The organism is Antribacter gilvus (genome assembly GCF_003946865.1).
Lineage (GTDB): Bacteria > Actinomycetota > Actinomycetes > Actinomycetales > Cellulomonadaceae > Antribacter > Antribacter gilvus.
This window is the reverse complement of record NZ_QXTH01000004.1, coordinates 270,708-296,460: the sequence shown is the minus strand read 5'-3', so window position 1 is coordinate 296,460 and position 25,753 is coordinate 270,708. Positions and strand designations below refer to the sequence as shown.

Below are 25,753 nucleotides of genomic sequence, written 5' to 3'. Positions count from 1 at the left end.
GATCAGGTCGTCGAGACCCCGTCGTGGCCGTGGACGCCTCGCACACGTCGTCCCGGCGCACCGCAACGCGTGAGCTTCGCCGTCGCCGTAGCGCTCTTACAGTCCCGGCGCATCCATGCCTCCGCTGTCGCGCCGACGGGACGGGCTCGCTGGAGACGACCAGGGCTCGGTCTGCGGTGGCTGGGGCTTGGTTCGCCGTGTCGGTACCTGCACGTTGGCCTCGAACGCGGTGGCTGGCCGGGTCAGGTCGGGTGGGGTCCACCGGTCTTCGGGATCGTTCTGAAGGTAGAAGGGTGTGGCTCCGGGTTCGGGGGCGCCGATGGTCAGGACTCCGTGCACGTCGGGTCGTTCGAACGGGTCCTCGATGAACCCGGGAGGGGGCGTGGTGGCGACATGCTCAGCTATCGCGCGTTCCTCGTCGCTCACTGCGGGCCTGGTGTCGCCGACCTTGGCCGCGAGCAGCTGGTACGCGGTGATTGCGTCGAGGGCCCAGCGTGCGAGGTCGTAGACCTCCATCCGTAGGACCCTCATGAACTCAGCGGGCGCGGGGGCGCCGGCCCTCTCGGCACGCGCTTCCAGGGCTCCGGCCTTCTCTTCTTCGCGAAGCATCGCCAGGAGCTGGCCGCGGGCTTCGAATCTGCCGTAAGCGGTGATGGCCGCCAGCCGTGCTTCGAGGACTCTGCCGTACCCGCCGGTGAACCACGCGACGGCAGCGGGAACTCGCTCGGTATGGCCCGGCAGGACCTCAGCGCTGGTGTTCTTCAGCACGCCACGCCGGACCACCCCCACGGGTGTGGATGTGGCGGTCGGGACGGTGCTGACCTCCAGCGGATACAGGATCTCGACCGGCGAGACGCCGAGCGCGGCGGCCAACACGGTGACGTCTTGCAGGTAGATCTTCTCCCGCGGCCTGGTCTCCAGGTTCGCAATGCTCGCCCGCGCCATCGGATAACCCAGCGCGGCGGTCCGGTCGGCGACCTGCTGTGTCGTCAACCCAGCGGCCCGACGGACGGAACGTAACCGCTCGCCGATGCCCGCAGTCCAGGACCTCGACCACGCCTGGCCGTCATCCGGCAGGCGCACGCCACCAGGCTGGCCGGGTCCGGTGGCCAGATCGGGGAGTTCGGGCTCGGTGGGCTGTCCCATGCGCATCAGGCTATCCCCAAGGCGCACGATCACAACACTCCGGTCGCTTGTGTGTCTATCTTGCACATTACCTGCTTCCGACGTAACGTATTGCACACGCCGTGGTGTGCCGATGCGTGCCGTGGCTGGGGAACTGATGATGAGCGATCAGAGCACGGGCGCGGTTCGGACGGCAGGGCCGGACCGCCACCCCGACCAGCAGCCCGCCGGCACTTCTTCGCGCCCCGACGCCGCCACGGCACTTTCGTCCGCCGGCCGGAGCGGTGGCCCCGCCCACACAGACACTGCGCCGGAGTTCACTACCCCAGATGGACTCCGCTTCCTACTGAACAGGCTCGCCGGGGCAGGTGATGAGGCGTGGTCGACGGATCTGGAGGCCGCGGAGCTGCTCGCCTACTGCACCGAGCGGTACCGGGCCCTGGCGCGCAAATACCGCCTGACCGAGCACGATGCCGTTGTCGCGGCGTTCGAAGTCCTCCGCAACGACGCGGTACGGCACGCAGACAACCCGTGGGCGGTCGTGACCGTAGCGGTAAAGCGCACACTGGGGGCCGAGGCCCGGGCCGATCAGCTCCTGTGCTCTCCGAGCCGCGCCCGCCACTTGATGACGCACACCGACCTGCCACCTGCCCTACGTATCGGCGACCCGTCTACACCGACTGCGACACCAGCAGGTGAGACTGCCCCCTGGCTCGAACTCGCCCTCGCCACGACGAACACGGGCGCGACAACAGCCACCGATCTAGACCCGACCACAGCCGCCACCATCGTTAGGGTCCAGGCCGCGACCCGGGCGACGATCGCGGTCCTGGTCGCGGTCGGATGGCCCCAGGACGTCGCTCTGGCCGGTTTGGAGCACATCACCACGACCCTGACCACAGCAGCCGGTGTACCCGCCGCGCGCGACCGCTTGCGCAAGGACCGCCACCCCGCAGCGGAACTCGACGTCGACCGCGCAGCCTGGACCCGCCTCGTCACTGCGGTCCTGGGCACACCGGCCCGGCACGGCCTCCTGCACCGCCTCCTGGCCGGGCACACCGCACGCCTGGTGATCGAGCAGGACGCGCACGACCTGACCCCGCCCCACCAGCTCGACGCTCAGGAGGCCGGCCATGCCGCATGACGACACCGACGGACTACGAATGGATCGCGCCGTCGGCTCCATCACCGTCGGACATCGGCACCGGCGCGAGCTCGGCGACCTCCAGGCGCTGTGTGACTCGATCCGTCGTGTCGGGCTGCTGTGCCCCGTGACTGTCACCCCGGACGGCCTGCTGCTGTGCGGGTGGCGACGCCTGGAAGCCGTCAAGTTGCTCGGCTGGAAGACCGTACCCGTCTTCGTACGCCGTGCTTCGGCCGCGCTGCGCGACCTCATCGCCGAACACGACGAGAACACCATCCGCGACCCCCTGCCGCTGGAGACCGCCGAAGAGCTGTACCGCGAGTACAAGAGTGCCGAGACCGAACACGCCGCCCTGCGGCAGCAAGCCACCCGCTTCCACGCCACCAAGAACGCGACCAACGCGGGCTGGAAGGACGGCAACACGAACGGCGGGGGCAAAGAGGACACCAACGGCCCCGCCGAATCGGCGGCACCGGGACCGGCAGAGCCCGTTCCGGGTCAACACGGTGACGCGCGCGCCAAGGCCGCCCAGATGGTCACCGGCACCAAGTCCTACACCCGCCTCGAACACACTGGGCGGATCAAGGACACCCGGGACGATCCCGCCATGCCTGACCACATCCGCGCCATGGCCGAGACAGCCTGGCACGACATCACCGCCCACGGGGCTTCCCCCGAAAAACAGTGGAAGCAGATCCGAGCGGCGATCACCGAACACGACGCCACCGGCGACGGGCCCTCAGCGGATGACGCGCATGACGATCCCGCTGAGCTGGCCGCCGTCGCACAGGCTGCGCTCGCCCGACCACGCAAACCACGCTCCAAGACACCCGCGCCTGACGACAGGCGTCAATCGACGACGCCACGCGCGGCACGGCCGCTTGCCGAGGTGGTCGCAGACCTGGACGAGTGGATCGACCACGCCGACCTAGGCGCACTCTCCACACTCGCTAGCAGCGGCGATCTCGCGGGCCTGCACCACGTGACCGAACGCCTCGACCACCTCTGCACCGAGATTCACGCCGCACACTACAAGCGACACCCTGCGCTCCGGCGCAAGAAGCCATCCGGAGCACAGGGTCACGCCGTCAACGAAGAGCAGCCACCGCTCTGGTAGGTGCGCCCGCTGCAGCCTCGTCGTTCTCGGCTGCTTCGCGTGCCGCTTCCGCATCTCCAGCCTCGACCATGGCTTGCAGCACCGCCGAGGTGTCTGGCGCCAGCCGGAGTCGTTCGATGTAGTACCTGCCGGTGATCCCGGCGTCGATCGCGTGACCGAGCAGCGCGGCTGCGTCCGCTGTTCGCATCTTGCGCGCCACCTGGGTCGCGACGGTCGAGCGCAACAGGTGCGGGTGCACCGCTCCCTTCATGTCCGCGAGCTCCAGCGCGGTACGCAGCATTCGACGGAGATTGTGCGTCGACACGGGCCGCCCAGCGTTGCGTCCGTCCTTGAACAGCCGGCCCTGGAACACCGCCATCTCGGCGGACGTAACGGCGGGCCGGATCGAGTTCAACGCATCAACCGCGAACGGCGGGAGGATGATCGTGCGCATGCCGGCCTCGGTCTTCGGCTTCCCCTGCCGCACCACCCCCTGACCCTTGATGTCAGTCATGGTGGCCTCCACGGCGAGCGTGGGCAGGCCGTCGGGGGAGAGGTTCACTTCTCCCCAACGCAGTGCCATTACCTCCCCGATCCGTAGACCAGCTCCAAGCATCACGTCGACCGCCACGCGTAGGTGCCCGGTTGGCTTCGGCCCCAACTTGCCTTCCCTCGACGCCTCCCAGCTACGCACGATCCTTCGCAGGCGGCCGATTTCCAGAGCGGTAATTGCCTTCGGTACCGGCTTGACCTTCGACGGCGCGATGGTCTTGCGCATCGGGTTGTCTCGCAGTGCGTCGTGCACGACGGCACGGTCGAGCACCTGGTTCACCACGTTTCGGGCCTGACGCGTCGTAGTGACCATGTTGTTCTTGCCGCTCTTGCCCTGCTTCAGAAGGGAGTCCAGGAACTTCTGGCACAGCGCCGGTGTCAGCTCGTTCAACCGCCGCTGGCCCAACTGCGGGACGACGTGGTTGCCGATGACCCGCTCGTATTCGTCCACGGACTGCGCGAGGATCGGCGGCTTTGGCCAAGACGACCGCTCCCGCATCTCCTCGATCCACTGCCGACACGCGAGTCCGACCTTCGACGTCGGCTTCAAGTCGTCCGAGCCGCGCGCCGCGGTGAGGCGTTCCAGCACTCCCTTCTGCACCTTCAACCGGGCCGCATCGCTTGTCGACCCGTTGCGGGAAACCCACACCTCCGAGTTGTCCCACAGGCACAGCCGCGTACGGCCACGCCACGTGTTCGGAGCAGTCTCCTGCAGGAAGATCTCGCCGTGCTCGCCCGGCTGCAGCTTCTGCTTGCCCACGAGTCACCACCCCGACCCGTTGGCGGCAGAGCCTCGTTCGCCGCTCGGCTCGCCGTCGATGTCAGACTCCGCGGCGGAGGCGCATGCAGCCAGCCACTCAGCCACGTCCGCCTCCGCGAACAGCAGGTGTCGTCCGACCTTGTAGGCCCGCGGCCCTGTGCCGCGCTTGCGCCACGTGTGCACCGTGGCTGGCGTCGTGCGCACCAGCGCGCACAACTCGTCCAGCGTCCACATCGGAGTGCGCTCCAGCCGGGGGTGCTGCTGCTCGTCGGGCGTCGTGCTCATACCCATCATGAGTGCAGCGGCGACCAAGTCCCGTCCGCATTCACTGTCGATCACGGGCAACCGTCGGCGCCGCAATCGTGTCACGAACCGTGTCATCCTCATCGCATCGCTCTTTCGTCGATGCCTCACGAGGAACGTCGAAGGCCGTTGACCAGCAGGTCAACGGCCTTCACCAGGTGGAGCCAGCGGGACTCGAACCCGCAACCCCCTGCTTGCAAAGCAGGTGCGCTACCAATTGCGCCATGGCCCCGGTGGAGACGGACCGGGTTCAGTCCAGGGTGTCCGTGACCTCGGACCAGAGGTCTCGGCCTTGCGCATCCTCGTTGAGCTTGCGCCACAGGACATACCCGGCGCCAGCCGCCAGGAGCAAGATGAACAGCTTCTTCACGAGTTCCTCCTGGTGTACCCGATCGGGTCCGGGGAGTGGGGCTAGGAGGACTTGAACCTCCGACCTCTTCCTTATCAGGGAAGCGCTCTAACCGTCTGAGCTATAGCCCCGTCACGCCAGCTAGTTGCGCTGGCGCCGCACGAGACCTTACCGCAGGTCGGGGGTCTCCCCCAAACCGAAATGATCGTGCGATGGTGTGACGTGCGCCCGGCGGACCGGGCGCACGTCGAGGATATGTCAGTCGTCCGTCAGGGTCATGTGCACGCCGCCGACGAGCGCCGCCACGATGTTGTATAGGAACGCCATGATCGTCGCGATCCCGGTCATCAGGACGATGTTGCAGATGGCGATGAGCGTCGCGAGGGAGACCACCCGGTCGAACTCGACGTACTGCATCAGATCGACGTTGCTCTGGGTGCCGACGACCTCGCCGGCGAACTTCTCGATCGTCGTGAACACCTCGAGGCTGTTCAGGACGGACCAGAACACGGCGGTGGCGACCACCGTCATGATGGCGACGGCGACCGAGAGAAGGAACGCGAGCTTCATGACCGACCACGGGTCGACCCGCGAGACCGCGAGCCGGACACGGCGGGGACCAGCGGGCGCGGGGGCGGCGACCTGAGGCATGGCACCGCTCTGCGGCCGGACCTGCGGTCCGGCGCCGCCCGCGCCATGGGCGACCGGGGGAGTCCCCGGCGGCACCGTGGCAGCAGCCGGATCCGGGGTGGCCGTGCCGCGTACGCCGGCAGCCGTGTAGTGCATATCCGGTCGAGGGCCCGTAGTGGCCGGCCGGGACTCCGAACGGCTGCTCTCGTCGGACTGTTCAGGAAGCACAGACGACACCCTCTTCGCCGCCGAACGTGCCGCTGCCAGCGCAGCGGCCGCAGCCTTGACCGCACCTGCCTTCATGCTCGCGGCGGCGTCCCCGATGGGGGAGGCTGCCGCATCGTCCGCCGGCACGGGGACGCCGTTGGAGGGTTCCGGCTGACCCGGACGGTTCCATGGGTCGCTGGGCGCGGGCACAGCACCGAGGGCCCCCGCCCCCGACGGCTGGCTCTTCTCCGGCGCACCCGGAGGCGGAGGCACCGGACGGGACGCGGCGGGAACCGGCGTCGCCACGGGGGTGGACCCCGTCCTCGGCTTCGGCGGCGTTGCGCCGGCCTCGTAGGCGGACCGCCAGATGCCGCCTTGGACCGGGATGCTGTCGGCCGTGCTCGAGGCGTCCGAACCGCTCGCCGAACCGCTCGCCAGGGCGGGCGAGGGCGAGGCGGGCGCAGAAGAGGGTGCGGGCGAAGGAGGTGCCGGCTTCACGGGCACGGGCTTGGCCGCGTCGGCCGGCTTGCCGTTCGCGCTGCCGGAGGAACCGTTGGTCGGTTCCTGGTTCTTCGACTCACCGTCAACTTCACCCGAGAAGGGAGTCTTCTCCGAGGTCGTGTCTGCCTTCGCCGGGGTGGCGGGTCTCTGGGGGTCGACCCGCACCCGTGTGATGTCCAGATCCTCGTCGAGCTCCGGCTTCGCGGTCGTGCTCGTCGTAGGGCCGGTCTTGTCGCTCGTCATCAGGTGTCCTCGCGTCCGGGGCTGTCCTGCTCAGGGGTGCTCGGGGTCTCACCGGCACCCGACTCTGAATCCACCGTATCGCGGTCGACAGCGGCTTGTTCGTCAGTCTTGTCGCTCGGCTCGCCATCGGCGACCTCAGCGTCCTCGTCACCCAGGTTGCGCTCGGCGTTCCGGGCGACCGCGATAATACGGTCCCCCTTGTCCGGCTTTGCAAACGTCACGCCCTGCGTGTTGCGCCCGGTGACGTTCACCTCGGACACGGACGAGCGAACGATCTTGCCACGTTCCATGATCACGAGGACCTCGTCGTCCGGCTCTGTGACCAGGGCACCGACGAGGTCGCCACGTGCCTCCACGAGGTTGGCCACCTTGATGCCGAGGCCTCCACGACCCTGGACGCGGTACTCCGAGATCCGGGTGCGCTTGGCGAAGCCGCCCTCCGTGACCACGAACAGGTCTGTGCCGTCCTTGACGACGTCGGCGGACAGGAGCTCGTCGTCCTCCCGGAACTTCATGCCGGTGACACCGGAGGTGGCGCGGCCGAGGGGACGCAGCGCGTCGTCGTCGGCCTTGAACCGGATCGACTGGCCCTTGCGGGAGACGAGGATCAGGTCGTCGTCCGCGTTCACCAGACGTGCCGAGACCAGCTCGTCGGACCGGCCCTCCTCGTCCTCGCGCAGGTTGATCGCGATGAGCCCGCCGGATCGCGGCGAGTTGTACTCCGAGAGCCGGGTCTTCTTCACGACTCCGCGCTTCGTGGCGAGGACCAGGTAGTCCGCCGTGTCGTAGTCGCGGATGTCGAGCACCTGGGTGATGCGCTCGTCCGGCTGGAACGCCAGCAGGTTCGCCACGTGCTGGCCCTTGGCGTCGCGGCTACCCTCGGGCAGCTCGTAGCCCTTCGCCCGGTAGACGCGACCGAGGTTCGTGAAGAACAGCAGCCAGTGGTGCGTCGTGGTGACGAAGAAGTGGTCGACGATGTCGTCCTCGCGCAGCTGGGTGCCGCGGATCCCCTTGCCACCACGGCGCTGCGACCGGTAGTTGTCGGACCGCGTGCGCTTCGCATAGCCGCCACGGGTGATGGTGACGACAACCTCCTCCTCGGGGATGAGGTCTTCCATCGACATGTCGCCGTCATAGGGGAGGATCGAGGTGCGACGCTCGTCGCCGTAGCGCTCCACGACCTCGATGAGGTCGTCGCCCACGATCTTCCGCTGGCGGTCGGGCTTCGCCAGGATGTCCTCGTAGTCGACGATCTCGGCCTCGAGCTTGGCGTGCTCCTCGAGGATCTTCTGCCGCTCGAGGGCCGCGAGGCGCCGGAGCTGCAGAGCCAGGATGGAGTTCGCCTGCTGCTCGTCGATCTGCAGCAGCCCGATCAGTCCGGCGCGTGCCTCGTCGACGTCGGGGGAGCGGCGGATCAGCGCGATGACCTCGTCGAGGGCGTCGAGCGCCTTCAGGTAACCCACATAGATGTGGATCTGCGCCTGTGCCTCACGAAGCAGGTAGGCCGTGCGCCGGCGCACCACGTCGATCTGGTGCGCCGTCCAGTGCCGGATGAACGCATCGAGGCTCAGCGTGCGCGGGACGCCGTCCACGAGCGCCAGCATGTTCGCGCCGAAGTTGTCCTGCAGCTGCGTGTGCTTGTAGAGGTTGTTGAGCACCACCTTGGCCACGGCGTCGCGCTTGAGCACGATGACGAGCCGCTGACCGGTGCGACCGGAGGTCTCGTCGCGGATGTCGGCGATGCCCTGGATGCGACCCTCGTTCACCAGGTCCGCGATCTTCGCGGCCAGGTTGTCGGGGTTCACCTGATACGGCAGCTCGGTGATGACCAGGCAGACCCGGTTCTGGATCTCCTCGACGGTCACGACGGCGCGCATCGTGATGGAGCCGCGGCCCGTGCGGTACGCGTCCTCGATGCCCTTGCGGCCCAGGATCTGCGCACCGGTGGGGAAGTCGGGGCCCTTGATGCGCTGCATCAGCGCCTCGAGCAGCTCCTCGCGTGTGGCCTCGGGGTGATCGAGGTGCCACTTGACGCCGTCCGCGACCTCTCGCAGGTTGTGCGAGGGGATGTTCGTGGCCATGCCGACCGCGATGCCCGCCGAGCCGTTGACCAGCAGGTTCGGGAACCGGGAGGGCAGGATCGTCGGCTCCTGCGTTCGGCCGTCGTAGTTGTCCTGAAAGTCGACGGTGTCCTTGTCGATGTCCCGGACCATCTCCATGGCGAGGGAAGCCATGCGGCACTCGGTGTATCGAGGGGCAGCCGCCGGGTCGTTGCCGGGGGAGCCGAAGTTGCCCTGACCCGCGACCAGCGGGTACCGCAGCGACCAGTCCTGCACCAGACGCACGAGGGCGTCGTAGATCGCGGTGTCGCCGTGCGGGTGGAACTTTCCCATGACGTCGCCGACGACACGCGAGCACTTCGAGTAGGCGCGGTCCGGCCGGTAGCCACCGTCGTACATCGCGTAGAGCACGCGCCGGTGCACCGGCTTCAGGCCGTCCCGCACCTCGGGGAGCGCACGCCCCACGATGACGCTCATCGCGTAGTCGAGGTACGACCGCTGCATCTCGAGCTGAAGGTCCACCTGCTCGACACGGCCGTGCTGCACCGCCAGGAGCGCGTCGACGCCCGGCAGTCCGTCGTCCGTGCTGTCCGGCCCGTTGTTCACGCCGGGGATCTCGTCCGTCACCGTCTGTTCTTCCTTTCGTCTCCCTGGTCGCCGTACGCAGCCCGACCACGACCGCCCGTGGCGGGCGGGGCGTCGTCGGGCACCGTGCTAGGCGTCCAGGGCCCTGTCGATATCCGAGGCTCGCAAGGTCGCTCCTCAGATATCGAGGAAGCGCACATCCTTGGCGTTGCGCTGGATGAAGCTGCGCCGGGACTCCACGTCCTCGCCCATGAGGACCGAGAAGATCTCGTCCGCTGCCGCTGCGTCATCCATCGTGACCTGCAGCAGCGTGCGGTTCTCCGGGTCCATCGTGGTGTCCCACAGCTCGGAGTAGTCCATCTCACCCAGGCCCTTGTAGCGCTGGATGCCGTTCTCCTTGGGGATCCGCTTGCCCTGGGCCTGGCCGGCCACCAGGAAGGCATCCCGCTCGCGGTCCGAGTACACGTAGTCGTGCGGCGCGTTCGCCCACTTCAGGCGGTACAGCGGAGGCTGCGCCAGGTACACGTGTCCGTGCTCGATGAGCGGCCGCATGTACCGGAAGAGCAGCGTGAGCAGCAGGGTGGCGATGTGCTGGCCGTCCACGTCGGCGTCGGCCATCAGCACGATCTTGTGATACCGGAGCCGCGCCAGGTCGAAGTCCTCACCGATGCCCGTGCCGAAGGCCGTGATGATCGACTGGACCTCCTGGTTCGACAGGGCCTTGTCCAGGCGCGCCCGCTCGACGTTCAGGATCTTGCCGCGGATCGGGAGGATCGCCTGCGTGCGGGGGTTGCGTCCACGGACGGCGGAGCCGCCGGCGGAGTCACCCTCGACGATGTAGACCTCGCACTCCTCCGGCCGGTTCGACTGGCAGTCGCGCAGCTTGCCCGGCATGCCGCCGCTGCTGAGGATGCCCTTGCGCCGTGTCGCCTCGCGGGCCTTGCGCGCCGCGATCCGGGCCAGGGACGCAGAGATCGCCTTGCGGATGATGTCCCGCGCCTCGCCGGGGTGGGCGTCGAACCAGTCGGTCAGACGCTCCCGCACCACGCGCTGCACGAACGTCTTGGCCTCGGTGTTGCCCAGCTTCTGCTTGGTCTGGCCCTCGAACTGCGGCTCGCCCAGCTTCACGCTGATGACGGCGGTGAGACCCTCGCGGATGTCGTCACCCGTGAGGTTCTCCTCCTTCTCCTTGAGGATGCCCTTCTCGCGTGCATAGCTGTTGACCAGCGTGGTCAGCGCCGCGCGGAAGCCCTCCTCGTGCGTGCCGCCCTCGGGGGTGGAGATCGTGTTCGCGTAGGTGTGGACCGACTCGCTGTATGCGCTGGTCCACTGCATCGCGATCTCGACCGCGATCTTGCGCTCCTTGTCCTCCGACTCCACGTCGATGATCTCGTCGTGGATCAGCTCGACCTTCTTGGCGGAGTTGAGGTGCTTCACGTAGTCGACGAGGCCGTCCTGGTACACGTAGGTGACCGTGCGCGCGCCGCCCGACAACCCGCCCGGGGAAGTCGGGTCGCCGTCCACCGGCGCCGCGTGGACCTCGTCGGCGTGAACTTCGCCGGGCGCGACGAGGAGCCCGCCGGTCACCTCGTCGGCGTTGATCGTGTGCCCGGCACGCTCGTCGGTGAGCGTGATCTTCAGGCCCTTGTTGAGGAACGCGTACTGCTGGAAGCGCGACCGCAGCGTCTCGAAGTCGTACTCGGTCGTCTCGAAGATCGTGTCGTCGGGCCAGAACGTCTGTGTGGTCCCGGTGCCCTCGTCGGTGCCCAGCGGAGCGAGCTGCTCGACGCCGGTGACCGGGGTGCCGCCGTTCTGATACTCCTGACGCCAGTTGTGGCCGTCACGGCGGACCTCGGACACGAAGCGGCTGCTCAGGGCGTTCACCACGGACATGCCCACGCCGTGCAGACCACCCGACACCGCGTAGCCGCCACCGCCGAACTTGCCGCCGGCGTGCAGGATCGTCATGACGACCTCGAGCGTCGGCTTTCCCTCGGTGGGGTGCATGGCCACCGGGATGCCGCGGCCGTCGTCACGGACGCGTACGCCACCGTCAGCCAGCAGGGTCACGTCGATCGTTTCGGCATGGCCCGCGAGGGCCTCATCCACAGAGTTGTCCACAATCTCGTAGACGAGGTGGTGAAGTCCGCGCTCACCGGTAGAACCGATGTACATGCCCGGGCGCTTACGAACGGCCTCGAGACCTTCCAGGACTGTAATGTTCCCGGCGTCGTAGCCGCCGTCGATTCGCTCTGTCACGGGCGGGAGTGCTCCTCTTGTCTTTCAGGCGCACGACGGGCAGGACCCATGAAGCAGTGGACCGTGCCGGGCCCGGGTGAATTTTGCGGGCGGCGGCCCAGGTCTTGGGCGGCTCGTCGGTGCTCAGCGTCCCGGGTGGAACCCGGCGCGGTTGACCTGCTCAGTCTACCTTCTGAACGCCGAAAACTCGCGATCCTACGGCACCTGTGGATACTTCTCCACAAGCTTCCTCCACAGGCACACCCGCCCTGCTCCACCGTGCTGTCCAACGCGCGTCCACTGGAGCGTTACGCCCCGTTCACGGCGCTTTGTCGGACCCGGGTGGTTCAATGTCGATGACGGACCACCCGCCGTTCCGCGGGCGGTCTCATCCGACGAAGGCCAGTCATGAGGACGTTTGTCTCGACCCGGAAGTTCGCCCCGACCGCACTCGCCACGGCTGTCGCAGCACTCACCCTGGCGGCAGCGGGCGCGGCCCCTGCCTCGGCCACCTCGATCGTCACCCCGCTGGTTCCGGCCCAGCTCACGTCGTGCACGGCGACCGTGGCCGACGTCGTGCCGCCCGCCGACACCGACGCGATCGACTACGAGCTCACGCCCGAGGGGATCGTCGCCACCGTGCTGCCGGGGTACGCGTTCCCCGAGTCCTTGTACGACCCCGACGGCCACTGGTACAACCGGACGGGCGACACCACGGCGGTCCTGCCGCTCTTCGCCGTTCTCCGGCCCATCTGCTCGCTCGACACCATCTCCCTGAGCCCGGTCTGTGAAGCGGGGGTTCCGTACCTCGACTACGCGGTCGCCCGCCCGGAGGGCCTCACCGACGCTGCACCCCTCCTCATGGAGTGGACCGGCGACGACCACCTGTACGACGTGGTCTACGGGAGCAGCGGTGAGGGAGCACCGCTCGAGGGCCGGACGTGGTGGCGTTCGATCATCACGAACAACGACGGCACGTTCTCGCCGGCATACGACCCGTCGTGGAAGCTGTCCGACATCGACATCCACTTCACCGCGACGCAGTGGAACGCTGACCACACCTATTTCACGTCGTTCTTCGGTGTGGTCGAGGACGCTCCGCTCGGCGACCCGTGCGTGACCTCCGGCCCGACACACCCGGAGCACCCGGAGCACCCGGGCCACCCCGGTCACCCGGGCCACCCGCGCAAGGCGTGACCGCCTGACCTGTTCCGCGGAGGCGGGCATCCCCCAGGGGGATGCCCGCCTTCTTGCTGAGCGGACGAGAGTGCTGTCCGAATGGTCGCCGCCCTCTGGTGAGATGCGCGCTCCTCCGCGCAACGGTGTGCCCACGCGAACTGCCGTTTGCACCATGAGCATCGGCCACCGGCTCAAAGGGACAGTCCGCTGCAATCCCGGCCATTTCGGCCATCAGTTGATTTCTGGTCTAATACAGGCGCCACCCGACTGTGCATCTCGAAAGTTGCGCACTCTCGCACTCGCGAAGGAATCCGATGATGAAGAAGGTCCTGGCGGGCGGTGCCCTCACGGCGCTCGCTCTCGGAGGGCTGGTCGCCACGGCCACGCCAGCCTCCGCCCACACTCCCAAGGCCACGGCCGACTGCACCAGCGTCACGGTCGACCTCCGGGCCTACGCACACAGCGGCAACGAGTTCTCGATCATCGTGAACGACGACGAGGTCAAGACCGTGACGTTCGGCAACAGCTTCAAGAAGACCTACACCTGGGCGGAGCTCGACCCAGCCCCACGCCTTCCCCGACCCCGTCCCCGAGCACCACGCCGTCGGCCGCGCCCGTCTCCCCGGCCGTGCCCACCGTCGACTGCACCGTCGACTCGGTCGACGCCATCGCGAAGCCCGCGGACACCGAGTCGATCACCTACACCAAGGACGCCGCCGGCATCACGGCGACGCTGAACGACGGCTTCTCCTGGGGCGACCTCGGCGCGTACGACGAGCTCTCGACGACCACGGCGATCCTCCCGGCCGCAGACCTCGCAGCGCTCCTCCAGTCGCTGACCTGCGAGACCGAGCCGACGCCGAGCCCCAGCCCCAGCCCCACGGAGTCGGTGCCCGCCCCGGTCGCTTCCCCCTCCCCGAGCGCCTCGCCGACCCCGTCCTCGACCTCGACGCCGTCCGCATCGCCCTCGGCCCCGGCCGCCGCACAGCCGCCGACCCTGGCCCAGACCGGCGCCACCGTGGGCGGCGCCGTGCTCCTCGCGCTGCTTCTCGCGGGCGGCGGTTTCGCGCTCGTGTGGGCACGCCGTCGGATCCGGAACGTCTGACCAACCCGCCTGACGCAAGCGCCTGACTGAACACGAAGGGCTCCCCGGTTCGCCGGGGAGCCCTTCGTCGTCCACAGGATTATCCCCAGGTGTCCCGTGGTCCCGGACCGCGCACAGCGCGGGGACCGCGCCGGAACCCGGGGCCCGCCGGGCCGAGCACCGTCACCTCTTCGACCACGCCCTCGCCGATCTCCTCAGCCATCCGGCGGAGCAGCGTCGGCACGAGCAGCCGCAGCTGAGTGGCCCAGGCCGTCGAGTCGGCCCGGACGACGAGCACCTTGTCCTCGAAGGTCTCGGGCGTGCAGTGCTCTGCCACGTCGGGTCCCACGACCTCACGCCAGCGACCCACGACGCCACCGACCGACACCTCGGCCGACCAGCCCTTCTCTCGCAGCAGCCGCCCGACCACCTCGGACAAGAGCTGCGGGTCCCGCGCGTTCGGGCCCTTCCGTTCGCGGTGCGGCTCGGCCAGCGGCGATCGCCGGGCCGGAGCGCCCGGGCGCAGGCCCCTGGCCCGCGCAGCGGCCTTGGCGCGGTTCAGCGCGGCTCGCGCCACCTCTGACGGGGGAGTGAGCGGCACGGCCGCACCCTCACCCACACCGTCCTGTCCGACGCCGGAGCTCGCCTCAGGCGTCCGGCCCGCCTGCCGCTCGTCACCGCTCACGAGTCACCGTCCCTGGTTCCACGTGAAACCGTACGCCGCGGAGGGCGCCCGGGACATCGTCCGGGACGGCCGCCGTCACCAGGACCTGCCGGGCCGGTGCGACGAGCTCCGCGAGGCGTTCGCGCCTGCGCGTGTCGAGCTCGGCGAAGACGTCGTCCAGCACCAGAACGGGTTCCGCGTCGGTACCGAGGTCGGGGTTCCAGAAGGCCGGTGCCTGAACCTCGCCGCCGAGCAGCCGATACGAGGCGAGCCGCAGGGCGAGGGCGAACGACCATGACTCACCGTGGCTCGCGTAGCCCTTGGCCGGCAAACCCGCGAGAGTCAGGACGAGGTCGTCGCGGTGCGGGCCCACGAGGCTCAGCCCACGGTCCAGCTCCTGCTGGCGCACGTCTCGCATGGCGTCGAGCAGCGCGTCCCGCACCGCACCCACCGAAGGGAGCGCCGCGCCGTCGGGCACCTCGCTCGGGAGCGACCACTTGTAGGAGATCTCCGCGGCGCCCGCACCGGAGCTCACCTGTTCGTAGGATGCCGCCACGGCCGGACGCAGAGCCTCCACCAGTCCGAGGCGAAGCACCAGGATCTCCGCGCCGAGCTCGGCAAGCCGCGCGTCCCAGACGTCGAGGGTGGCGAGTTCCGAGCCCGTCTGGTCCCCTGCGGCACCTGCGCTGCTATCCGCTGAACCTGTGGACAACCCTGGGGATAGTGATGTGGATGAAGTTGTGGACAACCGCGGCCGAGAAGGCCTCCCACCTGCGCTCCGACGTACGCCCCGAGCCGACTTCAGGAGCGCCGACCGCTGCCGGAGCACGCGGTCGTAGTCGGCCAGCACGCCGGACACCCGGGGGATCATCAGGACGAGCAGCTGGTCCAGGAAGCGGCGCCGTCCGTCAGGATCACCCTTGACGAGTGCCAGGTCCTCCGGAGCAAAGAGCACGGTCCGCAGGATGCCTAGAACGTCCCGCGCGCGTACCGGCTGACCTCGGTTGATGCGCCCGCGATTGGCTTTCCCTGGCGCAATCTCGAGCTCGATCGTGCTCGCACGGTCCCCTCGGACGACCCTGGTCCGGACGACGGCCCGGGAGGCTCCGGCCCTGATCAGGGGGGCGTCCGTCGACACCCGGTGAGACCCCAGTGTCGCGACGTAGCCGATCGCCTCGACCAGGTTTGTCTTGCCCTGACCGTTGGGTCCCAGGAAGGCGTTGACCCCTGGCTCGAGCTCGACGTCGACGGCCGTGTACGACCGGAAGTCGAGCAGCGAGAGGTGCGAGACATACATCGAAAGTCCTGTGGAAGAAGGTGTGGACAACCGGCCCGTCCGGGCTGTGCGGTCAGTCCGCCTTCTTGACGGAGTGTCCGCCGAACTGCTGCCGGAGAGCGGCCACGGCCTTGAGTGCGGGCGACTTCTCCTGACGCGATGCGAAGCGCGCGAACAGCGACGCGGAGATGACCGGGAGGGGCACGGCGAGGTCGATCGCCTCGTCGACGGTCCAGCGGCCCTCGCCCGAGTCGTCCACCCAGTCGTCGAGCAGCGCGAGCTCGGGGTCCTCCTCGAGCGCCTTGACCATCAGGTCGAGGAGCCAGGATCGGACGACGGTGCCGCGCGTCCAGGCCTTCATCGTGCCGCGGACGTCGGTGATCACGTCGTCCTTGGCGGCCAGCAGCTCATAGCCCTCGGCGTAGGCCTGCATCAGGCCGTACTCGATGCCGTTGTGGACCATCTTGGCGAAGTGGCCGGCGCCGACCGTGCCGGCGTGCACGTAGCCCTCCTCGCGGGGGCCCTCGGGGCGCAGGGCATCGAACACGGGCAGGAGCGCCTCCACATGAGCCGACTCGCCACCCACCATCAGGCCGTAGCCGTTCTCCAGCCCCCATACGCCTCCGGAGACTCCCACGTCGACGTAGCCGACGCCCTTGGCCGCGAGTGCCGTCGCTCGCTCACGGTCCTCGGCGTAGTGGGAGTTGCCTCCCTCGATGATGATGTCGCCCTCGTCGAGGAGCTGGCCCAGCTCCTCGACCACGGTCCGCGTGGGCTCGCCGGCCGGAACCATGACCCACACGACCCGCCGCTCGGACGGCAGCGCGGCCGCGAGGTCAGCCAGCGTCGGTACGTCCGACACCTCAGGCCGGGGGTCGTACCCGGTGACCTCGATGCCGCCCTTGCGCAGGCGGGCACGCATGTTGTTGCCCATCTTGCCGAGCCCGACCAGGCCGATGTGGCTGACCATCGTGTGTCTCCTTCAGAGCCGGACGTCAGCCGGCGAAACGGATCGGGACCAGGAGGTAGCGGTACGAGGAATCGTCCTCACCGTCCAACGACTCCTGGCCGGTGAACTCCACAGGCTTGTTCGGGTGCGTGAAGGACAGTCGAGTGAAGTCCGTCCCCAGGGCACCGAGCCCGTCCAGCAGGAACTGGGGGTTGAACGCCACGGCGATGTCCTCGCCCACCAGCACGGCCTCGAGCGCCTCGGAAGCCTGCGCGTCGTCACCCTGGCCCGCCTCGAGCACCACCTGTCCGTCGGTGAAGGACAGGCGGATCGGCGTGTTGCGCTCGGCAACGAGGCTGACGCGCTTCGCCGCTTCGATGAGGGGGGCGGTGGCCACCACAGCATGGATGGGGGTCGCGTCCGGGAACAGGCGCCGAACGGCGGGGTAGTCGCCGTCGACCAGCTGCGACGTGGTGTGTCGGCCGCCTGCCTCGAACCCGACGAGGTCAAGGCCTGCGCCTGTGGACAGGCCCACGTTCACCAGGCCGCCGCCGGCACCCAGCGACCGCGCGACGTCGTTGAGCGTGCGAGCCCGGATCAGCGCGACCGCTGAATATCCCGGCGTGGCGGGCGTCCAGGTCAGCTCACGCAGGGCCAGCCGGTAGCGGTCGGTAGCCAGGAGGGTGATGCGCTCGCCCTCGATCTCGACGCGGACACCGGTCAGCAGCGGGAGCGTGTCGTCCTTGCTCGCGGCCACGGTGACCTGATTGACGGCGAGCGTCAGCGCGTCGCCCGAGACGGTGCCCGTGAGCTCCGGCATCGTCGGGAGCGCCGGGTAGTCCTCGACGGGCATCGTGAGGAGCGTGAACCGGCTGGCTCCGCACGTGAGCATCACCTTCGTGCCCTCGAGCGTGACGTCGACCGGCTTGTTGGGCAGCGCACGGGAGATCTCCGCGAGAAGGCGACCGGAGACCAGGACGGTACCCGGCTCCGCGACATCTGCAGGGATCTCCGACCGCGCCGACGTCTCGTAGTCGAAGCTCGCAAGATTGATGATCCCCTGGGCGTCCGCCTCGATGCGGACACCGGCGAGGACCGGCGCAGGCGGCCTCGTCGGAAGCGTGCGGGCGGTCCAGGTCACAGCGTCAGCAAGGACATCGCGCTCGACCCTGAACTTCATGCCGTTGCATCTCCCTGTATGGCTCTGACTGTCCTGCCAAACCCTACGCGAGGTCTTGGCTCTCCGGCACTCCGACGCGAGGGCGAGGTGGATGACATCCGAGCCTCTTAGTACTAGTGTTCGACACGATGCGAGCGGTCGGCCCCACCGCCCTGATGAAGGCGTGTGGATCCTCTCTACTAAGAATCAGTAGTCGTCGTAGTAGGGGTTGTGGAAGATGGGGATAAGCGCTCTCTCTGCAGGTCAGGGACGTAGTTGGCCTGTGGAGGGTCTGTGGGTGGACCTGTGTGTGAACTAGGGGTCCCTGTGGGCAGAGATTTTGTGCACACACCCCGTCCACCGATGAGGGCCCCTTCGCCCACAGATTTTGGGGGTTCGTCCACACCCGTCCACAGCTTTCTACACAGGTGTGTATCGGTGCCCGACGGCAGAACCTGTAGTTCTGCACAGAAAGCGTCCACAGCGTTGGGGACGACCGATCCGGTCTGGCGGGATCCTGCGGAAACTTCTGTGGAGGAGCCTGGGGACGTGCGGATCCGCAACGGCGCGGAGTTATCCCCAGGCTTTGTCCACAATGGGTGTGCAGAACGGCCCAGCAGGGCGTCGTCGCAGGTCAGCCGCGGTGCTGCTGCTTGATCCGGCTCGTCAGCTCGGTCACCTGGTTATAGGTGGACCGGCGCTCCGCCATCTGCCCGGCGATCTTCTTGTTGGCGTGCATCACAGTGGTGTGATCTCGCCCACCGAACTGCTGACCGATCTTCGGGAGCGAGAGATCCGTGAGCTCGCGGCACAGATACATGGCGATCTGGCGGGCGGTGACGAGGACGCGTGACCGGGAGGAGCCACAGAGGTCCTCGATCGTGAGACCGAAGTAGGCAGCGGTCTGCGCGATGACGACGGCCGGCGTGATCTCGGCCGAGTCGTCGTCGGTGATGAGGTCCTTGAGGACGATCTCCGCGAGGGCGAGGTCGACCTGCTGGCGGTTGAGGTTCGCGAAGGCGGTGACGCGGATGAGCGCGCCCTCGAGCTCCCGGATGTTCGTGGAGATGCGCGAGCCGATGTAGGAGAGCACCTCGTCAGGCACGTCCAGGTGTTCGCTGGCGGCCTTCTTGCGCATGATCGCGATGCGCGTCTCGAGGTCGGGGGGCTGGACGTCCGTGATGAGGCCCCACTCGAACCGGGAGCGCAGCCGGTCCTCGAACCCGTGCAGCTGCTTGGGCGGTACGTCGGACGTGAGGACGACCTGCTTGTTCGCGTTGTGCAGCGCGTTGAAGGTGTGGAAGAACTCCTCCATCGTCTGTTCCTTGCCCTGCAGGAACTGGATGTCGTCGATGAGGAGGACGTCCACGTCCCGGTAGCGGCGCTGGAAGGCGCCTGCCTTGCCCTCACCGATCGAGTTGATGAAGTCGTTCGTGAACTCCTCCGAGTTCACGTACCGGACGCGTACGTGCGGGTACAGGTTGTGCGCGTAGTGCCCGATCGCGTGGAGCAGGTGCGTCTTGCCCAGCCCGGAGTCGCCGTAGATGAAGAGGGGGTTGTACGCCTTGGCCGGCGCCTCGGCCACCGCCACCGCCGCGGCGTGCGCGAAGCGGTTGGAAGACCCGATGACGAACGTCTCGAAGATGTACTTCGGGTTGAGCCGGGTGGGCTCGCCGGACGGTTTCGGTGCCGGCTGCGGCACCATGGGGATCTGGGCTTCCTGCGGCTCCGGCTCGTCGGGCAGCGACATCTGCGACGGACCGGCGAGCGAGTCGTGGCTCAGCTCGGGATCGACGGTGATCCCGAAGCGGATGTCCCGGCCGAGCACCGACGAGATCGCGGACACCAGGTCGTCACGGACGGCCGTCTCCAGGTACGTGCGCGTCTGCTCGTGGGGAACCGCGATGAACACCATGTCGTCGAGGATGGCCATCGGCTTCGCGAGCCGGATGAAGGCCAGCTGCCGCGGGCTCATGTCCGGCCGGCTCTCGAGCGTGGCCAGGGTCTGTGCCCAGACATCCGTGATGTTCTCGTCCGGGTTGGCCACTGGTTTTCCTTCTGCTGGGTGCTGATCGGGTAGGCGTGTCCGGCGGTGGTCCTGGGTGCTGGATCTCCTGAAGTCTGCCATCATGAGGCATCGTCCACACAGTTGTCCACAGCCTGTGGATCTGTGGACAGGCCTGTGGACAGCCGGTTGTCCGACGACGGAACGGCACGGTCTCCCCGAATCTGCGGGCTCCGTGGTGCCCGGGTGTGTCGCTCGTGACAGGCATCCCAGTTTGACCCCCGGGCCCTCCGCGGCGTAACGTCAGACAGCCGTTCCAGGTACTTTCAGCGCGCCCAGACGTGGCTTCGGCCGCGGGCCCAGGGCCTTGGGTCGGCCCCGGCCGACTGCGTACCTCGCTCGGCCTGTAACGAACCCTGCATCGTCGAGGACTGACGGTGTGCCTCCCCGACGTTCTTGGAGTACCTCGTGAGCAAGCGGACTTTCCAGCCGAACAACCGCCGCCGTTCGAAGACCCACGGTTTCCGGCTGCGCATGCGCACCCGTGCCGGCCGCGCCATCCTGGCTGCTCGCCGTCGCAAGGGTCGCGTCGAGCTCTCTGCCTGAGCCGTGCTGCCAGCGGCGCACCGACTGCGCCGTTCCGTGGACTTCGAACGGGCGGTGCGCCGCGGCACGCGTGCAGGACGATCGACCTTGGTGGTTCACCTCGTCGTCAACGACGAAGGGGATGAACCACCACAGGTCGGTTTTGTCGTATCTAAGGCCGTCGGTAACGCCGTCCAGCGCAACCTTGTGAAGCGCCGGCTCCGGCATGCGGCCCTCACCCATGTCGACGAGCTGCCACCGGGTACTCGCGCCGTGGTGCGGGCCTTGGCGCCCGCCTCACGAGCGACCTACTCAGAGCTGTCCCGTGACCTGGCCTCGAGCCTGACCCGGGCCCTCGCCCGGGTGACGGGTGATGCTCAAGGTGCGCGACCGGCGTCGGGCGCCCCTGCCCAGCCGAGCCCTTCCGGAGCCAGGCCATGACCTCCCACTTCCGGGTGCCCACCTTCGCCCTCGGCGACCTGCCCGCGGCAGTGCTGGTGGGGATGATCCGGGTCTACCAGACGTTCATCTCTCCGATGACCGGTCCCACGTGCAAGTACTACCCGTCGTGCTCGCAGTACGCCGTGATCGCCCTGAAGCGCCACGGGGCTCTGCGCGGGCTGGGGCTCGCACTGTGGCGACTGCTTCGGTGCAACCCGTGGAGTCTGGGCGGGGTGGACGATGTACCGCCGGCGCGCGGGGCACGTGGTCACGACGACACGCACGCACCGCACACGCACGGAGCCTGACCGCTCACCCGGGACAGGGTCCCGGACCCCCGGACTTCGCGACACCGACTCAGGAGCACTTCACCGATGGACTTCTTCGCCTTCCTCTACCCGATCGAGTGGGTGGTGGCCTGGATCATGTACGGGTCACATGCCCTGTTCACGACCCTCGGGATGCAGTCCGGTCCGGGCTTCGCCTGGGTGCTGTCGATCGTGGCCCTCGTGATCGTCATCCGCGTGCTGCTGATCCCCCTCTTCTTCAAGCAGATCAAGGCGTCCCGCGGGATGCAGATGGTGCAGCCGGAGCTGCAGGCGATCCAGAAGAAGTACAAGGGGAAGACGGACCCCGCGTCCCGCGAGGCGATGACCCGCGAGACGATGGAGCTGTACCGCAAGCACGGGACCAACCCGTTCGCGTCGTGCATGCCGCTGCTGCTGCAGTCGCCGATCTTCTTCGCGCTGTTCAACGTGCTGAACAACCTGACGAGGATCGCGGAGGGCACCTACAAGCGGGACGCGATCGGCCCCATCACCCAGGACGTGGCAGGGGACATCGAGCAGTCGACCCTGTTCGGCGCGGCGCTCTCCGACGTGTTCATGTCGACGGACAACTGGACCTCGCGCACTGTGGTCATCGTGCTGATCGTGGCCATGAGCGCCACGACGTTCCTCACGCAGCGTCAGCTGACGATGAAGAACATGCCGCCGGCTGCGCTCGAGGGCCCCATGGCGCAGACGCAGAAGATGATGCTGTACATGCTGCCGCTGGTCTTCGCGATCTCCGGCGTGAACTTCCCGGTGGGTGTCCTCATCTACTGGACGGTCACCAACGTCTGGTCGATGGGGCAGCAGTTCTACACGATCAAGCGCATGCCGACGCCGGGATCCGTCGCGGAGAAGCAGCTCAAGGAGCGCCAGGCGCGGAAGGCCGCTGCCAAGGCCGCCAAGAACGGCGAGGTCGTGCCCGTCGAGGACGCACCCGTGGTGGAGGCCCCGCGGGCCGGACAGCGAGTCCAGCCGAAGCGGAAGAACCGCCAGAAGACGACGGGCGCGCAGCCGACCAAGCCGGTGACGGCCCAGTCGGCGCCGACCGACGCGGCGGGGGATGATGCCCCTGGTGGCGACGCCGGCACCAGGCCGAAGAAGAAGTAGGAGAGCGCACATGAGCCCGACGGACACGCCCGCACCCGAGGCGAAGGACCTGACGACGCGCCTTGAGGAAGAGGGCGAGATCGCCGCCGACTACCTCGAGGAGCTCCTTGACATCGCCGACCTCGACGGTGACATCGATATCGACATCACCTTCGACCGGGCGGCGGTCGAGATCATCGCCGACGACGCTGCGTCGCTGAAGCACCTCGTGGGGCGGGACGGCGAGGTGCTCGACGCGCTCCAGGAGCTGACTCGCCTTGCCGTGCAGGCCAAGACGGGCGAGCGGAGCCGGTTGATGCTCGACATCGGCGGGCATCGCGCTGCGCGGCGGGCCGAGCTGACGAAGATCGCCGAGGAGGCGATCGAGACGGTGCGCGCCACCGGTGCGGAGCTCTCCCTGGAGCCGCTCAACGCGTTCGAGCGCAAGGTGGTGCATGACGTCGTCGCTGCAGCCGGGCTGGTGAGCGACTCCCGCGGGGTCGAGCCCGGCCGGTACGTGGTGGTCCAGCCGGCAGGGTCGGCGCCCGCCGAGACGGAAGCCGTGGCCGACGTCGGTTGACAGAGCACGAGACCGGGCCGGTGCGCGTCTGAGGACGGGCGCCGGCCTTCGGTCTGCCGGGGCGGACGAGGAGACAGACAGGTGGACATGGACGAGCAGGATGCGGCAAGGAACGACCCGTCGATGGAGGTCGACGTCGACGAGGAGCGTGACTCGGAGACGCTCGGGGTGAGCCCCGTCGTGCGGGAGTACTTCGGCGACAGCTATGACGCGATCTCGCGGTTCGCCGCGATGCTCCTGGACCAGGGAGAGCTCCGTGGGCTGATCGGGCCCCGCGAGGTCCCGCGCATCTGGGAGCGGCACATCCTGAACTCCGCCGCGGTGGTCCAGTACCTCCCGAGGGAAGGTGTCGTTGCCGACGTCGGCTCGGGGGCCGGACTGCCGGGCATCGTGATCGCCGCGATGCTTCCGGACGTCGAGGTTCTTCTGATCGAACCGATGGAGCGCCGCACTGCGTGGCTCGCGGAGGTGGCGCAGGAGCTGGCCCTGCCGAACATCCAGGTGAAGCGTGGTCGGGCCGAGGAGTTCCATGGCGCCTTCGAGGCGGACGCCGTCACGTCTCGCGCGGTGGCAGGACTGTCGAAGCTCGTGCGGATGAGCATGCCGCTCGTGCGCGTGGGTGGCGAGATGGTGATCCTCAAGGGACGCAGCGTGGAGCAGGAGGTCGAGCCGGCTCGGAAGGTACTGCGGTCCTTCAAGTCGGGGGAGCCGGAGATCCTCTCCGGGGAGACGATCCCTGGCGTCGAGGCCACGACGATCCTGCGAGTGGCCCGCGGCAAGTAGCGTTCGTTTCACGTGAAACATGATTGGCTCGCCATCCTCAGGGTGGCGAGCCGATCGCGTTTCACGAGGCGTGGCTTGTCGGATGATTCATGCCGAGGGTGGCACGCCCGAGCACTGGCGCTGTTTCACGTGAAACCGTCGAAGTACGGCGTTTCGGGAGGCCATGTCGGTCCGCCGTCCGTAGCGTTACACGCGTGTTCTTCTTCAAGCGGAAGTCCAGACGAACCGAGGTCCCCGCCGTCGGGCCGGAGGCAGTGCTGCGGTCCGGGCGGCTCACCAACCAGGCGGCAGCGGAGGAACCGGCGAGCGAGGCGGCGGTGATCGGTGCTGAGGCCGACGCGGAGGTGGACGAGCCAACGGTGACGGCCGAGCCGGCCGAGCCGTCGGTGGCGACCCAGCCGGCCGAGCCGGCCGAGCCGTCGGTGGCGACCGGCCCAGCCGAAGCGGCCGACGCGACGGAGACGAGCGGCGGCGTTGTGACCGGAGTGCTGGTTGACAATGGTCCAGCCCTCGACGCTCCGTCAGAAGGGAACGTCGAGCCCGAGGTTGGCGAGTCGTCCCGCAAGTCGGACGGCGCCGATGAATCTCCGGCGAACACCGAGCGGCCTGCGGACGAAGACAGCCCCAACGCGGACGCCAACGACTACAGTGTCCGCGTGACGGAACCGATCCCTGTGCAAGGGCTCTCCGCGCCGAATCCCGCTGTTTCACGTGAAACAGCGGACGCGCGTCAGTGGCCCTCGAATCTGCCCCAGCCCACCGCGGGTGCCGCCGAGGACGGCTTCGTGAGCGAGGAGGAACGCCGCGCAGCGCTCATGGCGAGCGTCCCGGTCGTCGACGACACCACACCTCTCGCGGCGGAGCTCGCGATTGATGCCCGCCGTCGCATCGACCTCCACGGTCGCAAGTTCCCGCGACCGGCACGCACCCGCATCATCACCGTGGCCAACCAGAAGGGTGGCGTCGGCAAGACGACGACCACCGTCAACCTGGCCGCCGGTCTCGCGCAGTCGGGGCTGAACGTTCTGGTCATCGACAACGATCCGCAGGGAAACGCCTCCACGGCTCTCGGCATCGAGCATCGGGCGGGAACGCCGTCGGTCTACGAGATCCTCATCGAGGACCTGCCTCTGAAGGAGGCGGTCCAGGAATGCCCCGACGTCCCGAACCTCTGGGCCGTCCCGGCGACGATTGACCTCTCGGGATCCGAGATCGAGCTGGTCTCGCTTGTTTCACGTGAAACACGCCTTCGCAGGGCGGTCGACGCCTACCTCGAAGACCGAGTCGCCGCCGGCGAGGACCGCATCGACTACGTGCTCGTGGACTGCCCGCCCAGCCTGGGCCTGTTGACGGTCAACGCCTTCGTTACCGGCCGTGAGGTCTTCATCCCGATCCAGTGCGAGTACTACGCGTTGGAGGGCTTGAGCCAGCTGCTGAAGACGATCGACCTGATCAGGGCGCACCTCAACCCGGAGCTCCGGGTGTCGTCGATCCTCCTGACGATGTACGACGGTCGCACGAACCTGGCGCAGCAGGTTGCGTCGGAGGTGCGGACGCACTTCCCGAACGAGACGTTCAAGACGACGATCCCGCGTTCCGTGCGGATCTCCGAGGCTCCCAGCTACGGCCAGACGGTCATGACCTACGATCCGACGTCGACCGGAGCGCTCGCCTATCTCGAGGCGTCCCGGGAGCTCGCGGAGCGCGGCCAGGGATTCTCGAGCCCGCGCAGGCCCTCGCCCCTCGACACCATCGTGAGCGGAGGGGCTCAGGCATGACGCAGCGGAGCGAGTGGGACCACGGGACGAGCTGGGCAAACACGGAGGAAGCACGATGA

23 protein-coding genes and 2 tRNA genes are annotated in these 25,753 nt (G+C 68.1%); 11 read left to right on the top strand and 14 right to left on the bottom strand.

Annotated elements, in window-relative coordinates; all coding sequences use genetic code 11:
• Window positions 1-96: 96 nt before the first annotated feature.
• Window positions 97-1,146, bottom strand: coding sequence for a helix-turn-helix domain-containing protein (locus tag D1350_RS09025; protein ID WP_164545092.1), 1,050 nt, complete (start codon window positions 1,144-1,146; stop codon window positions 97-99).
• 112 nt (window positions 1,147-1,258) lie between these two features.
• Here D1350_RS09025 and D1350_RS09020 point away from each other — a divergent pair, with 112 nt between their 5' ends.
• Both D1350_RS09020 and D1350_RS09015 read left to right on the top strand, forming a co-directional pair.
• On the top strand, window positions 1,259-2,269 hold the full coding sequence (locus tag D1350_RS09020; protein WP_164545091.1) for a hypothetical protein: 1,011 nt from the start codon (window positions 1,259-1,261) through the stop codon (window positions 2,267-2,269).
• Window positions 2,259-3,386 (top strand): ParB N-terminal domain-containing protein, encoded by a 1,128-nt coding sequence (locus D1350_RS09015; protein WP_125775651.1) that lies wholly within the window; start codon window positions 2,259-2,261, stop codon window positions 3,384-3,386. Before D1350_RS09020 ends, D1350_RS09015 begins: the two co-directional genes overlap by 11 nt.
• Here D1350_RS09015 and D1350_RS09010 read toward each other — a convergent pair.
• The 8 genes from D1350_RS09010 to gyrB all read right to left on the bottom strand — a co-directional run bounded on the left by D1350_RS09010 (window position 3,358) and on the right by gyrB (window position 11,814).
• Window positions 3,358-4,677, bottom strand: a complete 1,320-nt coding sequence (locus tag D1350_RS09010; RefSeq protein ID WP_125775650.1) for a tyrosine-type recombinase/integrase — start codon at window positions 4,675-4,677, stop codon at window positions 3,358-3,360. The two genes, D1350_RS09015 and D1350_RS09010, sit on opposite strands and share 29 nt — an antisense overlap.
• Before the next feature lie 3 nt (window positions 4,678-4,680).
• Window positions 4,681-4,962: a helix-turn-helix transcriptional regulator gene (locus tag D1350_RS09005; RefSeq protein WP_164545090.1), complete on the bottom strand. Its 282-nt coding sequence runs from the start codon at window positions 4,960-4,962 to the stop codon at window positions 4,681-4,683.
• 177 nt (window positions 4,963-5,139) lie between these two features.
• Window positions 5,140-5,212, bottom strand: a tRNA-Ala gene (locus D1350_RS09000).
• Between the two features lie 18 nt (window positions 5,213-5,230).
• The gene (locus D1350_RS24375) at window positions 5,231-5,350 is read right to left on the bottom strand and encodes a DLW-39 family protein (protein ID WP_240643976.1); all 120 of its coding nucleotides are present in this window, start codon (window positions 5,348-5,350) and stop codon (window positions 5,231-5,233) included.
• A gap of 36 nt (window positions 5,351-5,386) precedes the next feature.
• A tRNA-Ile gene (locus tag D1350_RS08995) sits at window positions 5,387-5,460 on the bottom strand.
• Between the two features lie 127 nt (window positions 5,461-5,587).
• Window positions 5,588-6,910: a DUF3566 domain-containing protein gene (locus tag D1350_RS24370; protein WP_240643975.1), complete on the bottom strand. Its 1,323-nt coding sequence runs from the start codon at window positions 6,908-6,910 to the stop codon at window positions 5,588-5,590.
• Window positions 6,910-9,597 (bottom strand): DNA gyrase subunit A, encoded by a 2,688-nt coding sequence (gene gyrA / locus D1350_RS08985; RefSeq protein WP_125775648.1) that lies wholly within the window; start codon window positions 9,595-9,597, stop codon window positions 6,910-6,912. The genes D1350_RS24370 and gyrA overlap by 1 nt, the downstream gene beginning before the upstream one ends.
• 135 nt (window positions 9,598-9,732) lie before the next feature.
• Window positions 9,733-11,814, bottom strand: coding sequence for a DNA topoisomerase (ATP-hydrolyzing) subunit B (gene gyrB, locus D1350_RS08980; RefSeq protein WP_125775647.1), 2,082 nt, complete (start codon window positions 11,812-11,814; stop codon window positions 9,733-9,735).
• Between the two features lie 387 nt (window positions 11,815-12,201).
• Between gyrB and D1350_RS08975 the strand changes: the two genes are divergently transcribed.
• Both D1350_RS08975 and D1350_RS08970 read left to right on the top strand, forming a co-directional pair.
• Complete coding sequence (locus D1350_RS08975; protein ID WP_125775646.1) at window positions 12,202-12,990, top strand: hypothetical protein; 789 nt, start codon at window positions 12,202-12,204, stop codon at window positions 12,988-12,990.
• Between the two features lie 610 nt (window positions 12,991-13,600).
• Window positions 13,601-14,077 (top strand): hypothetical protein, encoded by a 477-nt coding sequence (locus tag D1350_RS08970; protein ID WP_125775645.1) that lies wholly within the window; start codon window positions 13,601-13,603, stop codon window positions 14,075-14,077.
• A 79-nt stretch (window positions 14,078-14,156) separates the two neighbouring features.
• On the opposite strand, the gene D1350_RS08965 is transcribed toward D1350_RS08970, so the two are convergent.
• The 5 genes from D1350_RS08965 to dnaA all read right to left on the bottom strand — a co-directional run bounded on the left by D1350_RS08965 (window position 14,157) and on the right by dnaA (window position 20,151).
• Window positions 14,157-14,657: a DciA family protein gene (locus D1350_RS08965; protein WP_125775644.1), complete on the bottom strand. Its 501-nt coding sequence runs from the start codon at window positions 14,655-14,657 to the stop codon at window positions 14,157-14,159.
• A gap of 73 nt (window positions 14,658-14,730) precedes the next feature.
• Window positions 14,731-16,017, bottom strand: a complete 1,287-nt coding sequence (locus D1350_RS08960) for a DNA replication/repair protein RecF (protein ID WP_125775643.1) — start codon at window positions 16,015-16,017, stop codon at window positions 14,731-14,733.
• A gap of 52 nt (window positions 16,018-16,069) precedes the next feature.
• Complete coding sequence (gnd, locus tag D1350_RS08955; RefSeq protein WP_125775642.1) at window positions 16,070-16,966, bottom strand: phosphogluconate dehydrogenase (NAD(+)-dependent, decarboxylating); 897 nt, start codon at window positions 16,964-16,966, stop codon at window positions 16,070-16,072.
• A 25-nt stretch (window positions 16,967-16,991) separates the two neighbouring features.
• A complete protein-coding gene (gene dnaN, locus D1350_RS08950; RefSeq protein WP_125775641.1) occupies window positions 16,992-18,125 on the bottom strand; it encodes a DNA polymerase III subunit beta in 1,134 nt (377 codons plus the stop codon).
• Window positions 18,126-18,738: 613 nt separating this feature from the next.
• Window positions 18,739-20,151, bottom strand: a complete 1,413-nt coding sequence (dnaA, locus tag D1350_RS08945; protein ID WP_125775640.1) for a chromosomal replication initiator protein DnaA — start codon at window positions 20,149-20,151, stop codon at window positions 18,739-18,741.
• A 426-nt stretch (window positions 20,152-20,577) separates the two neighbouring features.
• Here dnaA and rpmH point away from each other — a divergent pair, with 426 nt between their 5' ends.
• The 7 genes from rpmH (at window position 20,578) to D1350_RS08905 (ending at window position 25,694) form a co-directional block, all read left to right on the top strand.
• Window positions 20,578-20,715: a 50S ribosomal protein L34 gene (gene rpmH, locus D1350_RS08940; RefSeq protein ID WP_125775639.1), complete on the top strand. Its 138-nt coding sequence runs from the start codon at window positions 20,578-20,580 to the stop codon at window positions 20,713-20,715.
• 3 nt (window positions 20,716-20,718) lie between these two features.
• Window positions 20,719-21,135, top strand: coding sequence for a ribonuclease P protein component (rnpA, locus tag D1350_RS08935; protein WP_125775638.1), 417 nt, complete (start codon window positions 20,719-20,721; stop codon window positions 21,133-21,135).
• Window positions 21,132-21,443: a membrane protein insertion efficiency factor YidD gene (gene yidD, locus D1350_RS08930; protein WP_125775637.1), complete on the top strand. Its 312-nt coding sequence runs from the start codon at window positions 21,132-21,134 to the stop codon at window positions 21,441-21,443. Before rnpA ends, yidD begins: the two co-directional genes overlap by 4 nt.
• Before the next feature lie 66 nt (window positions 21,444-21,509).
• Window positions 21,510-22,574, top strand: coding sequence for a membrane protein insertase YidC (gene yidC / locus D1350_RS08925; protein ID WP_125775636.1), 1,065 nt, complete (start codon window positions 21,510-21,512; stop codon window positions 22,572-22,574).
• Between the two features lie 10 nt (window positions 22,575-22,584).
• The gene (locus D1350_RS08920) at window positions 22,585-23,133 is read left to right on the top strand and encodes a Jag family protein (RefSeq protein ID WP_125775635.1); all 549 of its coding nucleotides are present in this window, start codon (window positions 22,585-22,587) and stop codon (window positions 23,131-23,133) included.
• Between the two features lie 87 nt (window positions 23,134-23,220).
• A complete protein-coding gene (gene rsmG / locus D1350_RS08915; protein WP_338068152.1) occupies window positions 23,221-23,916 on the top strand; it encodes a 16S rRNA (guanine(527)-N(7))-methyltransferase RsmG in 696 nt (231 codons plus the stop codon).
• A 656-nt stretch (window positions 23,917-24,572) separates the two neighbouring features.
• The gene (locus D1350_RS08905; RefSeq protein WP_420807807.1) at window positions 24,573-25,694 is read left to right on the top strand and encodes a ParA family protein; all 1,122 of its coding nucleotides are present in this window, start codon (window positions 24,573-24,575) and stop codon (window positions 25,692-25,694) included.
• The last annotated feature ends 59 nt before the right edge of the window (window positions 25,695-25,753 follow it).